Source organism: Agromyces aurantiacus, from assembly GCF_016907355.1.
Lineage (GTDB): Bacteria > Actinomycetota > Actinomycetes > Actinomycetales > Microbacteriaceae > Agromyces > Agromyces aurantiacus.
Map to the genome: position 1 here is coordinate 2,190,888 of NZ_JAFBBW010000001.1, position 16,409 is coordinate 2,207,296.

At 70.8% G+C, this 16,409-nt stretch carries 15 protein-coding genes; 11 read left to right on the plus strand and 4 right to left on the minus strand.

All coding sequences use genetic code 11. The features are described 5' to 3' along the window. The first annotated feature begins 180 nt into the window (after positions 1-180). From dnaE to JOD46_RS10415, 4 genes are read left to right on the plus strand one after another with little or no spacing between them, the layout of a single operon-like run. Positions 181-3,711 (plus strand): DNA polymerase III subunit alpha, encoded by a 3,531-nt coding sequence (gene dnaE, locus JOD46_RS10400; protein ID WP_204393997.1) that lies wholly within the window; start codon positions 181-183, stop codon positions 3,709-3,711. 47 nt (positions 3,712-3,758) lie between these two features. Then, positions 3,759-5,066, plus strand: a complete 1,308-nt coding sequence (hisD, locus tag JOD46_RS10405) for a histidinol dehydrogenase (RefSeq protein ID WP_204393999.1) — start codon at positions 3,759-3,761, stop codon at positions 5,064-5,066. 30 nt (positions 5,067-5,096) lie between these two features. Then, positions 5,097-5,570 carry a transcriptional regulator NrdR gene (nrdR, locus tag JOD46_RS10410; RefSeq protein WP_204394001.1) on the plus strand — a complete coding sequence of 158 codons (474 nt, stop codon included), beginning with the start codon at positions 5,097-5,099 and terminating at the stop codon, positions 5,568-5,570. Positions 5,571-5,583: 13 nt separating this feature from the next. Further along, positions 5,584-6,639 (plus strand): quinone-dependent dihydroorotate dehydrogenase, encoded by a 1,056-nt coding sequence (locus tag JOD46_RS10415; protein ID WP_204394003.1) that lies wholly within the window; start codon positions 5,584-5,586, stop codon positions 6,637-6,639. Positions 6,640-6,681: 42 nt separating this feature from the next. Here the strand turns inward: JOD46_RS10415 and JOD46_RS10420 are convergent, their stop codons facing one another. Next, entirely contained in the window at positions 6,682-7,740 is a 1,059-nt protein-coding gene (locus JOD46_RS10420; RefSeq protein WP_204394005.1) for an App1 family protein phosphatidate phosphatase, read from the minus strand. A gap of 103 nt (positions 7,741-7,843) precedes the next feature. On the opposite strand from JOD46_RS10420, the gene JOD46_RS10425 reads away from it, so the two are divergent. The 5 genes from JOD46_RS10425 (at position 7,844) to JOD46_RS10445 (ending at position 11,771) form a co-directional block, all read left to right on the plus strand. Then, the gene (locus JOD46_RS10425) at positions 7,844-8,503 is read left to right on the plus strand and encodes a TetR/AcrR family transcriptional regulator (RefSeq protein WP_204394007.1); all 660 of its coding nucleotides are present in this window, start codon (positions 7,844-7,846) and stop codon (positions 8,501-8,503) included. A 109-nt stretch (positions 8,504-8,612) separates the two neighbouring features. Continuing rightward, entirely contained in the window at positions 8,613-9,425 is an 813-nt protein-coding gene (locus JOD46_RS10430; protein ID WP_204394009.1) for an ABC transporter ATP-binding protein, read from the plus strand. Beyond that, positions 9,422-10,108: an ABC transporter permease gene (locus JOD46_RS10435; protein ID WP_204394011.1), complete on the plus strand. Its 687-nt coding sequence runs from the start codon at positions 9,422-9,424 to the stop codon at positions 10,106-10,108. The genes JOD46_RS10430 and JOD46_RS10435 overlap by 4 nt, the downstream gene beginning before the upstream one ends. Continuing rightward, positions 10,105-10,848, plus strand: coding sequence for an ABC transporter permease (locus JOD46_RS10440; protein ID WP_204394013.1), 744 nt, complete (start codon positions 10,105-10,107; stop codon positions 10,846-10,848). Before JOD46_RS10435 ends, JOD46_RS10440 begins: the two co-directional genes overlap by 4 nt. Then, positions 10,845-11,771, plus strand: a complete 927-nt coding sequence (locus tag JOD46_RS10445) for an ABC transporter substrate-binding protein (protein WP_204394016.1) — start codon at positions 10,845-10,847, stop codon at positions 11,769-11,771. Before JOD46_RS10440 ends, JOD46_RS10445 begins: the two co-directional genes overlap by 4 nt. On the opposite strand, the gene JOD46_RS10450 is transcribed toward JOD46_RS10445, so the two are convergent. The 3 genes from JOD46_RS10450 to JOD46_RS10460 all read right to left on the minus strand — a co-directional run bounded on the left by JOD46_RS10450 (position 11,768) and on the right by JOD46_RS10460 (position 13,856). Continuing rightward, on the minus strand, positions 11,768-12,493 hold the full coding sequence (locus JOD46_RS10450; RefSeq protein ID WP_204394018.1) for a DedA family protein: 726 nt from the start codon (positions 12,491-12,493) through the stop codon (positions 11,768-11,770). The genes JOD46_RS10445 and JOD46_RS10450 overlap by 4 nt on opposite strands. Before the next feature lie 63 nt (positions 12,494-12,556). Then, entirely contained in the window at positions 12,557-13,483 is a 927-nt protein-coding gene (locus tag JOD46_RS18595) for a M56 family metallopeptidase (protein WP_204394020.1), read from the minus strand. 1 nt (position 13,484) lies between these two features. After that, a complete protein-coding gene (locus JOD46_RS10460) occupies positions 13,485-13,856 on the minus strand; it encodes a BlaI/MecI/CopY family transcriptional regulator (protein ID WP_204394022.1) in 372 nt (123 codons plus the stop codon). Between the two features lie 110 nt (positions 13,857-13,966). On the opposite strand from JOD46_RS10460, the gene JOD46_RS10465 reads away from it, so the two are divergent. Together JOD46_RS10465 and cydB are read left to right on the plus strand one after the other, a co-directional pair. Continuing rightward, positions 13,967-15,379: a cytochrome ubiquinol oxidase subunit I gene (locus JOD46_RS10465; RefSeq protein ID WP_204394024.1), complete on the plus strand. Its 1,413-nt coding sequence runs from the start codon at positions 13,967-13,969 to the stop codon at positions 15,377-15,379. Between the two features lie 12 nt (positions 15,380-15,391). After that, positions 15,392-16,408, plus strand: a complete 1,017-nt coding sequence (cydB, locus tag JOD46_RS10470) for a cytochrome d ubiquinol oxidase subunit II (protein WP_204394026.1) — start codon at positions 15,392-15,394, stop codon at positions 16,406-16,408. Position 16,409 lies beyond the last annotated feature (1 nt).

A 16,409-nucleotide genomic window follows, 5' to 3' on the forward strand; every position in this document is an offset into this window, starting at 1 on the left:
TTGTGGCAGCGGATGATTCGCTTCGCGCCGCAGTCCCGAGGCCGCCTCCGGCGGCCTCCCGCCAGGCCCGATGCCTGCGCCGTGAAGCGAATCATCCGCTGCCCCTGATCGTGCACCGCGAGTCACGATCGAGCGTGGGCGGGGGGACCTACACTGTGAACACCCCCGAAGCACCATCCGATGAGGAGTTCCGTGGCCGCCGATTCCTTCGTCCACCTGCACGTGCATTCGGAGTACTCGATGCTCGACGGGGCGGCTCGGGTCGGCGAGCTGATGAAGGCCGCGGCGGCCGAGGGCATGCCTGCCGTCGCGATGACCGACCACGGCAACGTGTTCGGCGCGTACGACTTCTGGAAGCAGGCGACCGACGCCGGGGTCAAGCCCATCATCGGCACCGAGGCGTACCTCACGCCCGGCACGCACCGCAGCGACAAGACGCGGGTGCGCTGGGGCAACGGCGGCGGCGACGATGTGTCCGGCTCGGGCGCGTACACGCACATGACGCTGCTCTCCGAGACGACCGAGGGCATGCACAACCTCTTCCGGCTCTCCAGCCGCGCGTCGATCGAGGGCTACTACTTCAAGCCGCGCATGGACCGCGAGCTGCTGCAGACGTACTCGACGGGCCTCATCGCCACGACCGGCTGCCCGTCGGGCGAGGTGCAGACTCGCCTGCGACTCGGCCAGTACGACGAGGCGGTGCAGGCCGCCGCCGAGTTCCGCGACATCTTCGGCAAGGAGAACTTCTTCGCCGAGATCATGGACCACGGCCTCGGCATCGAGAAGCGCATCATGGACGACCTGCTGCGGCTCGCGAAGCAGCTCGACCTACCGCTCGTCGCGACGAACGACCTGCACTACACGCATGCCCACGACGCCAAGAGCCACGCGGCGCTGCTGTGCGTGCAGTCGGGTTCGACGCTCGACGACCCGAACCGCTTCAAGTTCGACGCCGACGAGTTCTACCTGAAGTCCGCCGCCGAGATGCGGCACCTCTTCCGCGACCATCCCGAGGCGTGCGACAACACCCTGCTCATCGCCGAGCGCTGCGACGTGCAGTTCAACACGAGCGCGAACTACATGCCGCGCTACCCCGTGCCCGAGGGCGAGAGCGAGCAGAGCTGGTTCGTGAAGGAGGTCGAGAAGGGCCTCCACGAGCGCTACCCGGCCGGGATCCCCGACGACGTGCGCAAGCAGGCCGACTACGAGGTCGAGGTCATCAGCCAGATGGGCTTCCCCGGCTACTTCCTCGTCGTCGCCGACTTCATCAACTGGTCCAAGCGCAACGGGATCCGCGTGGGTCCGGGCCGTGGTTCGGGCGCGGGCTCGATGGCGGCCTACGCGATGCGCATCACCGACCTCGACCCGCTGCAGCACGGGCTCATCTTCGAGCGGTTCCTGAACCCCGACCGCGTCTCGATGCCCGACTTCGACGTCGACTTCGACGAGCGTCGTCGCGGCGAGGTCATCAAGTACGTGACCGAGAAGTACGGCGACGAGCGCGTCGCGCAGATCGTCACCTACGGCACGATCAAGGCCAAGCAGGCGCTGAAGGACTCGAGCCGCGTGCTCGGCTTCCCGTTCGGCATGGGCGAGAAGCTCACCAAGGCGATGCCGCCGGCCGTCATGGGAAAGGACATCCCGCTCTCGGGCATCCTCGACAAGGATCACCCGCGCTACAAGGAGGCGGGCGACATCCGCGCCCTCATCGAGACCGACGCCGAGGCGAAGACGGTCTTCGACACGGCGCTCGGGCTCGAGAACCTCAAGCGCCAGTGGGGCGTGCACGCCGCCGGCGTCATCATGTCGAGCGAGCCGCTCATCGACATCATCCCGATCATGAAGCGGGAGCAGGACGGCCAGATCGTCACGCAGTTCGACTACCCCGCGTGCGAGTCGCTCGGCCTGATCAAGATGGACTTCCTGGGCCTGCGGAACCTGACGATCATCGACGACGCGCTCGACAACATCGAGGCGAACCGCGGCTTCCGTCCGGTCCTCGAAGACCTGGCGCTCGACGACGTCGAGGCGTACCAGCTGCTCTCGCGCGGCGACACGCTGGGCGTGTTCCAACTCGACGGCGGGCCGATGCGGTCGCTGCTCCGGCAGATGAAGCCCGACAACTTCGAGGACATCTCGGCCGTCATCGCGCTCTACCGCCCGGGCCCCATGGGGGCGAACTCCCACATCAACTACGCGCTGCGCAAGAACGGCCTGCAGCCCATCACGCCGATCCATCCCGAGCTCGAGGAGCCGCTGAAGGACATCCTCGACACGAGCTACGGCCTGATCATCTACCAGGAGCAGGTCATGGCGATCGCGCAGCGCGTCGCCGGGTTCAGCCTCGGCCAGGCCGACATCCTGCGCCGCGCGATGGGCAAGAAGAAGAAGTCCGAGCTCGACAAGCAGTACGAGGGCTTCTCGGGCGGCATGAAGGCCAACGGCTTCTCGGATGCCGCGATCAAGACCCTCTGGGACATCCTGCTGCCCTTCTCCGACTACGCGTTCAACAAAGCGCACTCGGCCGCGTACGGCGTGCTCAGCTACTGGACCGCGTACCTCAAGGCGCACTACCCGGCCGAGTACATGGCGGCGCTGCTCACGAGCGTCGGCGACGCGCGCGACAAGCTCGCGCTCTACCTCAACGAGTGCCGGCGCATGGGCATCAAGGTGCTCCCGCCCGACGTGAACGAGTCGATCGGCTTCTTCGCGGCCGTCGGCGACGACATCCGGTTCGGACTCGGCGCGGTGCGCAACGTGGGCTTCAACGTGGTCGACGCGATCCGCGCCGCCCGCGACGCGAAGGGACGCTTCGAGTCGTTCCACGACTTCCTGAAGAAGGTGCCCACGCAGGTCGCGAACAAGCGCACCGTCGAGTCGCTCGTGAAGGCGGGTGCCTTCGACTCGCTCGGCCACACGCGCCGCGCGCTCGTCGAAATCCACGAGGGCGCGGTGGAAGCCGCGGTCAAGGAGAAGCGCGCCGAGGAGAACGGCGACATCGGCTTCGACTTCGACAGCCTCTTCGAGGACCACGAGAAGGAGTCGGCGCCCTCGCCCGTGCCCGATCGGCCCGAGTGGGCCAAGCGCGACAAGCTCGCGTTCGAGCGCGAGATGCTCGGCCTGTACGTCTCCGACCACCCGCTCGCGGGGCTCGAGGCGACGCTCGCGAAGCACGCCTCGACGACGATCACCGACCTGATGTCGTCGGATGCCACCCAGGACGGCGACGTCGCCACGATCGCCGGCCTGGTCACGAGCGTGCAGCATCGCGTCGCGCGCCAGAGCGGCAACCAGTACGGCATGATCCAGGTCGAGGACTTCTCGGGCGAGATCACCGTGATGTTCATGGGCAAGGCGTACCAGGAGTTCGCGCCGGCGCTGAAGAGCGACTCGATCGTGGTCGTTCGTGGCCGTGTCAGCATGCGCGACGACGGCATGAACCTGCACGCCTACAGCGTGTTCGAACCCGAGGTCGGCCAGGGCGACGAGAACGGCCCCGTGGTCATCTCGCTGCCCGACGTGCGTGCGACGACCGACACGATCACCGCGCTCGGCGATGTGCTGATCCGCCACCGCGGCGACACCGAGGTGCGCCTGAAGCTCACCAAGGGCCGTACCGCGCGCGTGTTCGAGCTGCCGTACCCCGTCGCGGTCACCGCCGACTTCTACGGCGAGCTCAAGAGCCTGCTGGGCCCGAATTGCCTGACGTGACGCGCACGCAGGGCGCACTCGGCTCGGCTCGCTAGGCTGGGCGGGCCATGCTTCGCACGATCGATCTCCGCGGTACCCGTCCGACCCCGAGCGAGCTGCTCGCGCTCGTCCCACGTGCGGCGACCGATGTCGCGGCCGCCCTCGAACCGGCGCGCGCCCTCATCGACGACGTGCGCAGCCGGGGCGAGGCGGCGCTGCTCGACCAGGCCGAGCGTTTCGACCGTGTGCGCCCCGCCGCGATCCGCGTCGGCGCCGACGAGCTCGCCGCGGCGCGCGACGAGCTCCGGCCCGACGTGCGACGCGCGATCGAGTCGACGATCGAGCGCGTCCGCGCCGCGAGCGCCGCGCAGGTGCCGGCGCCCGAGCGCACCGTGCTCGCCACGGGCGCGGTCGTCGAGCAGCGCTGGCAGCCGGTCGAACGCGTCGGGCTGTACGTGCCCGGCGGCAAGGCCGTGTACCCGTCGAGCGTCGTGATGAACGTCGTGCCGGCGCAGGTCGCCGGCGTGCGCTCGATCGCGCTCGCCTCGCCCGCGCAGGCGGCGTTCGGCGGCCGCATCCACCCGACGATCGCGGGGATCGCGGCGCTCCTCGGCATCGACGAGGTGTACGCCATGGGCGGCGCCGGCGCGATCGGCGCGTTCGCCTACGGCGTCCCCGACCTCGGACTGGAGCCCGTGCAGCGCGTGACGGGGCCGGGCAACGTGTTCGTCGCGGCGGCCAAGCGGCTCGTGCAGGGGGTCACCGGCATCGACGCCGAGGCGGGCCCGACCGACATCCTCGTGATCGCCGACGATGCGGCCGACGCCGACTTCGTGGCATCCGACCTCGTGAGCCAGGCCGAGCACGACGAGCTCGCCGCCGCCGTGCTCGTCACCGACTCGGCCGACTTCGCCGAGCGCGTGCTCGAGCGGGTCGCGGTCCGCGCGAGCGAGACACGGCACGGCGCCCGGGTGCGGACCGCGCTCGAGGGGCGGCAGTCGGCCGTCGTGCTCGTCGACGACCTCGGGCAGGCGGCCGAGTTCGCCGACGCGTTCGGCGCCGAGCACCTCGAGATCCAGGTGCGCGATCCCGACGCCACGCTCGCGCGCATCCGCAACGCGGGTGCGATCTTCATCGGCCCCTACTCGCCCGTGAGCCTCGGCGATTACGCGGCGGGCTCGAACCACGTGCTGCCCACCGGCGGCCAGGCGCGCCACGCGGCCGGCCTCTCGGCGGCGACGTTCCTGCGCCCCCAGCAGGTCGTGCGCTACGACGACGCCGCACTGCGCGAGGTCGCGCATGTGATCGCGACGCTCTCCGCCGAGGAGGACCTGCCCGCCCACGGCGAGGCGGTCGTCGCGCGCTTCGGCGAGTGAGCCCCACCGCGCCGCTACGCTGAGAGCACCATGTACTGCCCCTTCTGCCGACACCCCGACTCGCGCGTCATCGACTCCCGCACGAGCGACGACGGACTCTCCATCCGCCGCCGCCGGCAGTGCCCCGAGTGCGGTCGGCGGTTCTCGACGACCGAGACCGCGAGCCTCGCGGTGATCAAGCGGTCGGGGGTCATCGAGCCGTTCAGTCGCGAGAAGGTCGTGCTCGGCGTCAAGAAGGCCTGCCAGGGCCGCCCGGTCACCGACTCCGACCTCGCGGTCCTCGCGCAGAAGGTCGAGGAGACGATCCGCTCGACCGGCGCGTCGCAGATCGAGGCGAACGACATCGGCCTGGCGATCCTGCCGCCGCTGCGCGAGCTCGACGAGGTCGCCTACCTGCGGTTCGCGAGCGTCTACCAGGCGTTCGAGTCGCTCGACGACTTCGAGGCCGCGATCGAGGCGCTCCGCGAGGAGCACGGGCGACTTCCGGCGCGACCGGTCGAGTAGCCTGATCGACGGCATGTATCGACTCCTCTTCTCCCTGTTCTTCGCCCGCATGGACCCGGAGCAGGCCCACCAACTCGCCTTCCGCGTGATTCGGGGCCTGCCCGTGCTGGGCTTCGGCCGGCTCGTCGAGCGATGGACGGGGCCCTCGCCCGACCTCGCGGTCGAGGCGCTCGGCCTGCGGTTCCCGTCGCCGTTCGGCGTCGCCGCCGGCTTCGACAAGGACGCCCTCGCCGTCCGCGGCCTCGGCAACCTGGGCTTCGGCCACGTCGAGGTCGGCACGATCACGGCGCTGCCGCAGCCGGGCAACGACCGGCCGCGCCTGTTCCGCCTCGTCGCGGACCGCGCCCTCATCAACCGCATGGGCTTCAACAACGGCGGGGCGGATGCCGCGGCCGGCCGCCTGTCGCGCCTGGCGCGCCGCAGGCATCGTCCGGTCCTCGGCGTGAACATCGGCAAGAGCCGCGTGACGCCGGTCGAGCAGGCCGTCGACGACTACGTGCGCAGCGCGAAGGTGCTCGCGCCCTACGCCGACTACCTCGTCGTCAACGTCAGCTCGCCGAACACGCCCGGCCTGCGGGGACTGCAGGAGCTCGACGCGCTCGCGCCGCTGCTCGAGGCCGTCCGGGCCGCGGCGGGCCGTACGCCGCTGCTGGTGAAGATCGCGCCCGACCTCGACGACGCCGAGGTCGTGCGCATCTGCGAGCTCGTCGGGCGGCTCGGGCTCGACGGGATCATCGCGACGAACACGACGATCTCCCGCGAGGGCCTCGTGACGCCCGCCGCCGAGGTCGAGGCGATCGGCGCCGGCGGCCTCTCGGGCGCCCCGCTGGCGGCCCGATCGCTCGCGGTGCTCCGGATCATCCGCGAGCACGTCCCGGCCTCGCTGTGCGTGATCTCGGTCGGCGGCGTCGAGACCGCGGACGACGTGCGGGAGCGGCTCGACGCGGGCGCCACGCTCGTGCAGGGCTACACGGCGTTCATCTACCGCGGTCCGCTGTGGGCGCGGCAGGTCAATCGCGGGCTCGAGCGGCTGCGGCGCGAGCGCGCGGTCGGGGCGTCCGCAGCCTGACCCGGTGCGCCGGCCGCGGCCGGGCCCGATCCGGGCGCAGGGTCAGAGCATCCCGATGTCGGTGAGCCGGTCGGCCAAGGTCGCGCCGTCGCTCGCCGACACCCACGGCACGTCGCGGGCGTGCTCCTCGGTCTTGGCGCGGCCGCCCGCGAGGACCGCCTCGCCGACCGAGAGCTCGCGGATCGCGACCGCCGCGACCTGACCGGGGTGCGCCTCGGCGAACTGGGCGTACAGCTCCTCGTCATGCTGGCCGTCGTCGCCGATGAGCAGCCACCGCATGTGCGGGAACTCCTCGGCGAGGCGGTTCAGGTTCTCGGTCTTGTGGGCGCGGCCGCTGCGGAACCAGCGGTCGTGCGTCGGACCCCAGTCGGTGAGCAGGATCGGGCCGACGGGGTAGAGGTTGCGCGAGAGGAAGCGCGTGAGCGTGGGGGCGACGTTCCAGGCGCCGGTCGAGAGGTAGATCACGGGCGAGCCCGGGTGGGCCCGAACGAGGCGCTCGTACAGCACGGCCATGCCCGGCGTGGGGCTGCGCGCGTGCTCGTCGAGCACGAACGTGTTCCAGAAGGCGACGAACGGGCGGGGGAGCGCCGTGACCATCACCGTGTCGTCGATGTCGGAGACGATGCCGAAGTCGACGTCGGGGCCGACGACCCAGATGGGGGCCTCGACCTCGTCGGAGCCCTGCGCGCGCAGCACGGCGCGGTTCCATCCGGGCTGCAGGCGCACCGGCACCTTGGTGTCGACCACGCCGCCGCGGTCGGCGCGCACCTCGATCCGCTGGCCGCCGACCTCGATGACCACGGGAACGTCACCGACCGGCACGCTCGTGAAGCTTCGCCATCCGCGGATGCCCTGCTCGCGGCGGCGCCGACGTCGCTTCGACGTCTCGTCGACCCGCACGGGCTTCGAGAGCAGCACGCGGCAGAACACGCGCACCCATTCCGTGGAGCCGTAGCCCGTGTACGGCACCACCGTGGGCACGTGCCCGCGCCGGCGCGCCCAGCGCTCGCGCACGTCGTGGATCCAGTCCTCGACGCGCGCGGCACCGTGCCGGACCGGGCGTTGCCGGGCACCGGCCGGGACGGGGGATCTCACCGGCATCCCCTCAGTCTGTCATGGGCCCCCGGGGCGGGCGAAACCCCGTCGACGTGGTCGGACGGCCGCGCGAGCACCGATAGAGTGGTCCGGCAAGTGAGGAGGTCTCGTGCCCAACATCGACCTGATCCTCGGGGCCGATCACGGACGGAGGCGCTCGGTCCGCACCGAGCCGACGCAGCGACGCAGCACCCAGCGGCTCGACGCGCTGCTCGACGCCGCCGCCGAGATCGTCGACGAACTCGGCTTCGAGCGACTGACGACGCAGATGGTCGCCGAGCGCGCCGGGGCGTCGATCGGCACGGTCTACCGCTACTTCCCCGACCGCGTGGCCGTGCTGCACGCGCTCCGCGAGCGGAGCGTGCGCCGCTACCGCGAGCGCCTCGCCGAGGCGATGGAAGCCGCCGAGCTGGCCGAGTGGTGGGATGTCGTCGCGCTCGCGCTCGACGTGTGCGCCGCCCTCTACCGCGACGAGCCCGGTTTCAGCGTGATCCACGCCGCACCTCGCGAGGCGTCGGAGCACGACGGCGAGCCCGAGCTCGCGCACCGCGTCGCGCGCCTCATCGAGGACGAGTTCGGCATCGCCGACAAGCAGGAGGTCCGCTTCCGGCTCGGGGTGTCGCTCGAGCTCGGCGGGGCGCTCATCCACCGCGCGTTCGAGCGCGACGCCGAGGGCGACCCGCGCTACCTCGAGGAGGCGGGCCGGGTCGTGCGCGCGTACCTCGACGAGCACCTCGCCGACGCGGTCTCGGAGTCGTCCGCCGCCTGAGCGCGGGTTTCGCGCGCGGCGAACCGCCGCGCCATCCGTTGCCTGCGGTGCCCGTCAGGTGTTTGGCTTGACCCGGCGTCGAACGGCGCCCGCACCGGGAAGAGGCAGCATGATCGAGTTCCGCGGCGTCACCAAGCAGTTCCCCGACGGCACGGTCGCCGTGCACGACGTCGACATCGTCATCCCGCCGCACAAGACCACGGTGCTCGTCGGCTCGTCGGGCTCCGGCAAGACCACGCTGCTGCGCATGATCAACCGGATGGTCGACCCGACCGGCGGCCAGGTGCTCATCGACGGGACCGACGTCGCGACCGTCGACCCCGTGAAGCTGCGCCGCGGCATCGGCTACGTCATGCAGAACTCGGGGCTCCTGCCGCACCGCAAGGTCATCGACAACGTCGCGACGGTGCCGCTGCTGCGCGGCACGAGCCGGCGCGAGGCGCACGCGCGGGCGCTCGAGCTGCTCGACACCGTGGGGCTCGACCGGTCGCTCGCCGACAAGTACCCGAGCCAGCTCTCGGGCGGGCAGCAGCAGCGCGTGGGCGTCGCTCGCGGCCTCGCGGTCGACCCGAACATCCTGCTCATGGACGAGCCGTTCGGCGCGGTCGACCCGATCGTGCGCGCCGAGCTCCAGCAGGAGCTGCTCCGGCTGCAGGGCGAGCTCGGCAAGACCGTCGTCTTCGTCACGCACGACATCGACGAGGCGTTCCTGCTCGGCGACCAGGTCGTGATCATGCAGCAGGGCGGCCGGATCTCGCAGGCCGCGTCGCCCGCCGAGATCCTCGCGCATCCGGCCGACGCGTTCGTCGCCGACTTCGTCGGAGCCGATCGCGGCAAGCGCGCGCTGCACCTCACCGAGGTCGACGGCCGGAGCATCGTGGTCGACGCCGACGGCCGGCCCGCCGGGGTGCTCGCCTCGTGAACTGGCTCTGGTCGAACCTCGACCGGGTCGGCGAGCTCGTGCTCGTGCACCTGGCATTGTCGGTGCCCGCGATCATACTGAGCTTCGTGGTGTCGGTCCCGATCGGATGGCTCGCCCACCGGTACCGGTGGTCGCGCGGCGTGCTGCTCTCGCTGTGCGCGCTGCTCTACGCCATCCCGTCGCTCGCGCTGTTCATCGCGCTGCCCGCCATCACCGGGCTCGGCCTGCGGTCGCCCCTGAACCTCGTGATCGCGCTCACCCTGTACGGCGTCGCGGTGATCGTGCGCACGGCCGCCGACGCGTTCGACGCGGTCGAGCGCGACGTGCTCCAGTCGGCCACCGCGGTCGGCTACTCCGCTGCCGGTCGCTTCTGGGGCGTCCAGCTCCCGTTGGCGGGCCCGGTGCTGCTGTCGGGGCTCCGCGTGGTCATCGTGAGCACCGTGAGCCTGGCGACCGTCGGCGCCGTGATCGGCGTGCAGAGCCTCGGCAGCCTGTTCACCGACGGATTCCAGCGCGGCATCCAGGTCGAGATCGCCACGGGCATCGTCCTCACCATCGCGCTCGCGCTCCTGCTCGACTGGCTGGCCGTGCTCGGCGGCCGCCTGCTGATGCCGTGGACGCGGGCCGGTGCCGCCCGGGCGGGGTCGGTCCGGCCGGTCGCAGCGGCGGTGGAGGCATCGTGAACCTGTTCGCCGACGCGATCGCCTGGCTCGTCGATCCCGCCAACTGGACCGGCGCCGGCAGCATCCCGCAGCGCACGTTCGAGCACCTGTGGATCTCGGCGCTCGTCCTCGTCATCGCGGCCGTGATCGCGCTTCCGCTCGGCGGTCTCGTGGGTCACACCGGTCGCGGCCGCGAACCCGCGGTGATGGTCTCCGGCGGACTGCGCGCCCTTCCCACGCTCGGCGTGCTCACGCTGTTCGCGCTCTGGCTCGGCATCGGACTGCAGGCGCCCGTGATCGCGCTCGTCATCCTCGCGATCCCGCCGCTGCTCGCGGGCGCGTACGCGGGCTTCGAATCCGTCGACCGCCGCACCATCGACGCGGCCCGCGCGATGGGCATGCGCGAGGGGCAGATCGTCGGCAAGGTCGAGCTGCCGCTCAGCATGCCGATCGTCGTCGGCGGCATCCGCTCGGCGACGCTGCAGATCATCGCCACCGCGACGCTCGCCGCCTACGTCTCGAACTTCGGCCTCGGCCGCTTCATCTTCGAGGGCCTCAAGACCCGCGACTACGGCCAGATGCTGGGCGGTTCCATCCTGGTCATCGTGCTCGCCCTCGTCGTCGACGGCGCCTTCGCCATCACCCAGCGCCTGGTCGTGCCCGCCGGGGTGCGGGCCGTGCGCACCGCAGAGCCTCGCTCGGAGCCGACCCGGCCCCGGGCGATCGTGGGGCAACCCATCACCGAAGGGAATCAGGAATGACCACAGCAGGAAAAGGCCGGCTCGTTGCCCTGGCAGCGGTCGCGGTCGGGGCGACAGTGGCCCTGGCAGGGTGTGCGTCGGGCGATCCGCTCGACAGCGGATCGGACGGCGGCGACGGCTCCTCGGAGACCATCGTCATCGGTTCGCAGGACTACTACTCGAACGAGATCATCGCCGAGCTCTACGCCCAGGCGCTCGAGGAGAACGGCTTCACGGTCGACCGGCAGTTCCGGATCGGCCAGCGCGAGGTCTACATCCCCGAGATCGAGAGCGGCGCGATCGACGTGTTCCCCGAGTACACGGGCAACCTGCTCCAGTACTACGTGCCCGACACCGAGGCCAAGACGAGCGACGACGTGTACGCCGAGCTCGAGGGCGCGCTGCCCGACGGGCTGCGCGTCCTCGACCAGTCGCCCGCGACCGACCAGGACTCGTACAACGTGACGCGGACCTTCTCCGAGGAGAACGACGTCACGAGCCTCGCCGACCTCAAGAACGTGACGACGCCGATCACCCTCGGCGGCAACTCCGAGCTCGCGACGCGGCCGTACGGCCCCGAGGGCCTGAAGTCGGTCTACGGCGTCGAGGTGGGCTTCACGCCCATCGAGGACAGCGGCGGCCCGCTGACGCTGAAGGCGCTCGTCGACGATCAGGTGCAGATGGTGAACATCTACAGCGCCGACCCCAACATCAAGGCCAACGACCTCGTCACGCTCGAGGACCCCGAGGGGCTCTTCCTCGCGTCGAACGTCGTGCCCGTGGTGAGCGAGAAGGTCACCGACGAGATGGCCGACGTGATCAACACCGTGAGCGCCGCGCTCACCCCCGAGGACCTGGTGGCGCTCAACTCGCTGAGCGTCAACGACCAGGAGTCGGCCGACCAGATCGCGAAGGACTGGCTCGCCGAGAAGAACCTCTTCTAGCGGGAGTCGCCCTCGGAGGGGTCGGTCGCCTCGGCGGCCGGCCCCTCGTGCATGGGAGGAAGCCCACCGGGCGGCGTCGTCACGTCATCGGCCATGTGCCGGCGTTCGATGCGCAACAGCACCTTCTTGCCGATCCACGCGATCACGAGGAACAGGACGATGACGCCGACGAAGAGGTACCCGGCTCCGTGCAGGTCCTCGCTGAGCTTGCGGTATCCGCCCGCGGCCGCCGATCCCACGCTCACGTACGCGAACGACCAGATCACGCACGCGGGCACGGTCCACGCGAGGAATCGCCGGTAGGTCATGTCGCTCATGCCCACGGTCAGCGGCACGAGCGAGTGCAGCACGGGCAGGAAGCGCGAGATGAACACCGCGGGACCGCCGCGCCGCGCCAGGTAGCGCTGGGCCCGGTGCCAGTTGTGCTCGCCGATCCGGCGCCCGAGCCGCGAGTGCTGGATGCGAGGGCCGAACCAGCGCCCGAGCGCGAACCCGATGCTCTCGCCGATGAGCGCACCCGCGATGACGGCGAACGCGAGGCCGAAGTACTCGGCGGTGCCCTCGACCGCGGTCGCCGCGACGATCACGATGGTGTCGCCGGGAACGACGAGTCCGACCAGCACCGAGGTCTCGAGCATGATCCCGAGCCCGGCGAGCAGCGTGCGCAGCACCGGGTCGACACTCTCCACGGTGCCGAGGATGCCGTCGAGCAGCTCGTTCACCCTTCCGAGCCTATGCGGTGCGCGCGGACCTCGGGCATGGGGCCACCGGCCCGCTCGCCGTCGTCAGAACGCGATCCCGGCGAGCACGCCGACGGGGACCGCGACGATCCCGGCGGTCGCGGCCCAGCACGCCGCGCGGGCGCGAGGGTCGAGCGGATGCCGCGACGGCCCGAGTCGCTCGAGCCGCTGCTCCAGCATGCCGGCGTCGGGGTTCACGCCGCCCGTGTCGGCGTACGGCCCGGGTTCGCCCGCCGCGCCCACGCGCACGAGCGCCGCGCGCAGCGGCTCCGCTCCGACCTCGCGCCGGGCGCGATCGTCGGCGAGCATCTCGGTCAGCAGCACGACCGCCCGCTCGGCCCGGTTGGCGATCGGGAACCACGGCAGGGCCTGATGCCAGGCCCGGAAGGCGAGCAGCACGAGGTGGTGGAACTGGTCGAGGTGCGCGCGTTCGTGCGCGATGACCGCCCGAAGCTCGTCGGCGTCGAGCAGGTCGACGAGCCCTTCGGTGATGACCGTGGCGGTGCGCAGTCCCGGCACGCAGTACGCGAGCGGGATCGGGTGGGCCAGCACGCGGGCGCCGGAGTCGTCGTCGGTCGGGTCGGCGAGCAGGTCCACCATCCGGTGCAGGCGCCGCCGGGAGCGTTCGGCTCGCACCGCGGTCGTGCCGACGTTGAGCGCGAGGTGCACGGTGAGGCCGACGGCGAGCGTGAGCGCCGCGAGGTGCACCACGCCGAACGACTCGGGGATGGGACCCGCCGCGAACGCCGGGAGCAGGGCCCGCACGGCGCCGGCGAGCGACCCGGCGGGGCTCGCGCCGAACGCGAGGAGCGCGCCGATCATGGCGAGCGCGCCGCCGAGTGCGATGCCCTGCCAGAGCGCGAGCGCGGTCGCGGGGGAGCGGCTGGGCCATCCGGCCGTCGAGAGCGCGACCGGCACCGGCCACGCGAGCGCGGCGGCGAGCGCGCCGAGCGCCACGGCGGCGGCGATCACGTCAGTGTCGCACGAGCTCGTCGAGCAGGCGTCGCAGGGTGTTCGCCTCGCCGGCGCTGACCGTGCCGACGAAGCGGGCGAGCGCGGCGTCGCGGTCGGACGACGACGAGAGCACCTCGTGCATGAGTTCGGCGGTGTGCTCGGCGCGCGTGAGCAGGGCGTGGTAACGGTGCGGCCTCGTCTCGCGGGCGCGCGCGACGAACCCCTTGCGCTCGAGCCGCGAGAGCACGGTGAGCACCGTGGTGGTCGCCGGTGCGCGCGAGGGGGCGCCGGGGTCGGCCAGGCGGTCGCGCACCTCGTTCGCGGTGAGCGGGGTGTCGCTCCTCCAGAGCTGCTCCATGACGGAGCGCTCGAGCTCGCCGAGTCCTGCCATATCTCGAGGATACCGCGCAAGGGTCCTTCGGTTCTACATCGCGTAGAAATTGTGCTCTACGCTGTGTAGAAGTATCGCCGCTCCTCACTCCCACGAAAGGGGCCCCGCCGGTGAACGACCTCCTCGATCCGCTGCTGCTCGCGCGGTGGCAGTTCGGCCTGACCACGGTCTACCACTTCCTGTTCGTCCCGATCACGATCGGCCTGGCCACCACCACCGCGATCTTCCAGACCGCGTGGGTGCGCACCGGCAAGGTCGAATACCTGCGGATCACGCGGTTCTTCGGCACGATCTTCCTCATCAACTTCGCGATGGGCGTCGTGACCGGCATCGTGCAGGAGTTCCAGTTCGGCATGAACTGGTCGGAGTACTCGCGCTTCGTCGGCGACGTGTTCGGCGCCCCGCTCGCGCTCGAGGGCCTGCTCGCGTTCTTCCTCGAGGCGACGTTCATCGGGCTCTGGATCTTCGGCTGGAACCGGCTGCCGCAGAAGCTGCACCTCGCCACGATCTGGGCGACGGCGATCGGCACCATCCTCTCGGCCTACTTCATCATCGCGGCCAACGCCTTCATGCAGAACCCGGTCGGCTACGAGATGAACGCCGAGCGCGGTCGCGCCGAACTCGTCGACATCTGGGCCCTGCTCACCAACCCGGTCGCGCTCGCGGCGTTCCCGCACACCATCGCCGCGTCGTTCATGGTGAGCTCGGGCCTGATCATCAGCGCCGCCGCGTGGCACCTGGCCCGCAACCAGCACTTCGACACGATGCGGCCCGCGCTGAAATTCGGTCTCTGGGGCATGGTCGTCTCGGGCGCGCTCACGACCTTCTTCGGCGACCAGCTGAGCCTCGCGATGGTCGCGACGCAGCCCATGAAGATGGCCGCCGCCGAGGCGACCTACGACACGGTCTGCGGCGCGGACGCGTCGTTCTCGCTGTTCACCCTGGGCACGCCCGACGGAACGAGCGAGCTCTTCTCCATCCGCGTGCCCTACCTGCTCTCGCTGCTGTCGACGCATTCGCTCGACGGCTGCGTCGAGGGCATCAACGACCTGCAGGCGCTCTACACCGACCTCTACGGCCCGGGCGACTACGCCCCGATCATCTGGGTCACCTACTGGGCGTTCCGCTGGATGATCGGCCTCGGCCTGCTCCACGTGCTCATCGCCGTGGTCGGCCTCTGGGTCACGCGGAAGGGCCGCATGCCCAAGCAGGCCTGGGTCTGGAAGGTCGCGATCTGGAGCTTCCCGCTCTCGCTCGGCGCCATGATCGTCGGCTGGATCTTCACCGAGATGGGACGCCAGCCCTGGATCGTGTTCAGCCTGCTGCCCACCGAGTCGGCCGTCTCGCCGAACGTGACCGGGCTCGAGGTGCTCATCTCGCTCGTCGTGTTCACGCTCGTCTACGGCGCGCTCGCGGTCGTCGAGGTCAAGCTCATCCTCCGCGCCATCCGGAAGGGGCCGCCCGAGATCGCCCCGCCCGACCCGGAGACGGGCAAGGTCGAACACACGGCAACGGTCTACTAGGAGGACAACGACATGGATCTCGCAGTGCTCTGGTTCTGGATCGTCGCCTTCCTCTTCGTCGGCTACTTCGTGCTCGACGGCTTCGACTTCGGCGTCGGGATGTCGCTGCCCTTCCTCGCGAAGGACGACACCGACCGCCGCGTGCTCATCAACACCATCGGCCCGGTGTGGGACCTCAACGAGACCTGGGTCATCGTGGCCGGCGCCTCGCTGTTCGCCGCATTCCCGGAGTGGTACGCCACGCTCTTCTCGGGGTTCTACCTGGCCCTGCTGCTCATCCTCGTGGCGCTCATCGCGCGCGGCGTCTCGTTCGAATACCGCCACCAACGGTCCGAGGCCGAGTGGAAGCGTCGCTTCGACTGGATGATCATCGGCGGCTCGGCGGTGCCCGCGCTGCTCTGGGGCGTCGCGTTCGCCAACATCGTGCAGGGCGTGCCCCTCGACGCCGACCACAACTACATCGGCACGCTGTTCGACCTGCTGAATCCCTACGCGCTGCTCGGGGGCCTCACGACCCTGATGCTGTTCTTCACGCACGGCGTGGTGTTCGCGGCGCTCAAGACCGACGGCGAGATCCGCGAGCGTGCGCGGCGCCTCGCCGGCCGTGCGGGCGCGATCACCATCGTGGTGGCCGCCGCGTTCCTCGTGTGGACGGGGTTCGCGCACGGCACGGCGTGGTTCTGGGGGCTCGCGGCGGTCGCCGCCTTCGCCCTGATCGGCGGATGGCTCGCCAACGGCCGCGGCGCCGAGCGCACCGCGTTCACGCTCATGGCCGTGACCATCGCGGCGGCCGTGTTCGCGCTGTTCGCGGCGCTGTTCCCCGACGTCATGCCCGCCTCGAACGATCCGGCCAACAGCCTGACGATCGCCAACGCCTCGAGCACCCCGTACACCCTGACGGTCATGAGCTGGACGGCGCTCATCTTCCTGCCGCTGATCCTGGCCTACCAGGGCTGGACCTACTGGGTGTTCCGCAAGCGCGTGACGAGGCAGGCGATCGACGCCGGCGACACCGCCGCCGTGCACTGAC

Bases quoted from the DNA above. Each gene is read 5' to 3' on its own strand.
- cydB (WP_204394026.1), top strand. From the start codon at position 15,392: ATGGATCTCGCAGTGCTCTGGTTCTGGATCGTCGCCTTCCTCTTCGTC.
- JOD46_RS10420 (WP_204394005.1), bottom strand. From the start codon at position 7,740: ATGCCGGTGAGATCCCCCGTCCCGGCCGGTGCCCGGCAACGCCCGGTC.
- JOD46_RS10415 (WP_204394003.1), top strand. From the start codon at position 5,584: ATGTATCGACTCCTCTTCTCCCTGTTCTTCGCCCGCATGGACCCGGAG.
- JOD46_RS10430 (WP_204394009.1), top strand. From the start codon at position 8,613: ATGATCGAGTTCCGCGGCGTCACCAAGCAGTTCCCCGACGGCACGGTC.
- nrdR (WP_204394001.1), top strand. From the start codon at position 5,097: ATGTACTGCCCCTTCTGCCGACACCCCGACTCGCGCGTCATCGACTCC.
- hisD (WP_204393999.1), top strand. From the start codon at position 3,759: ATGCTTCGCACGATCGATCTCCGCGGTACCCGTCCGACCCCGAGCGAG.
- JOD46_RS10445 (WP_204394016.1), top strand. From the start codon at position 10,845: ATGACCACAGCAGGAAAAGGCCGGCTCGTTGCCCTGGCAGCGGTCGCG.
- dnaE (WP_204393997.1), top strand. From the start codon at position 181: ATGAGGAGTTCCGTGGCCGCCGATTCCTTCGTCCACCTGCACGTGCAT.
- JOD46_RS10460 (WP_204394022.1), bottom strand. From the start codon at position 13,856: ATGGCAGGACTCGGCGAGCTCGAGCGCTCCGTCATGGAGCAGCTCTGG.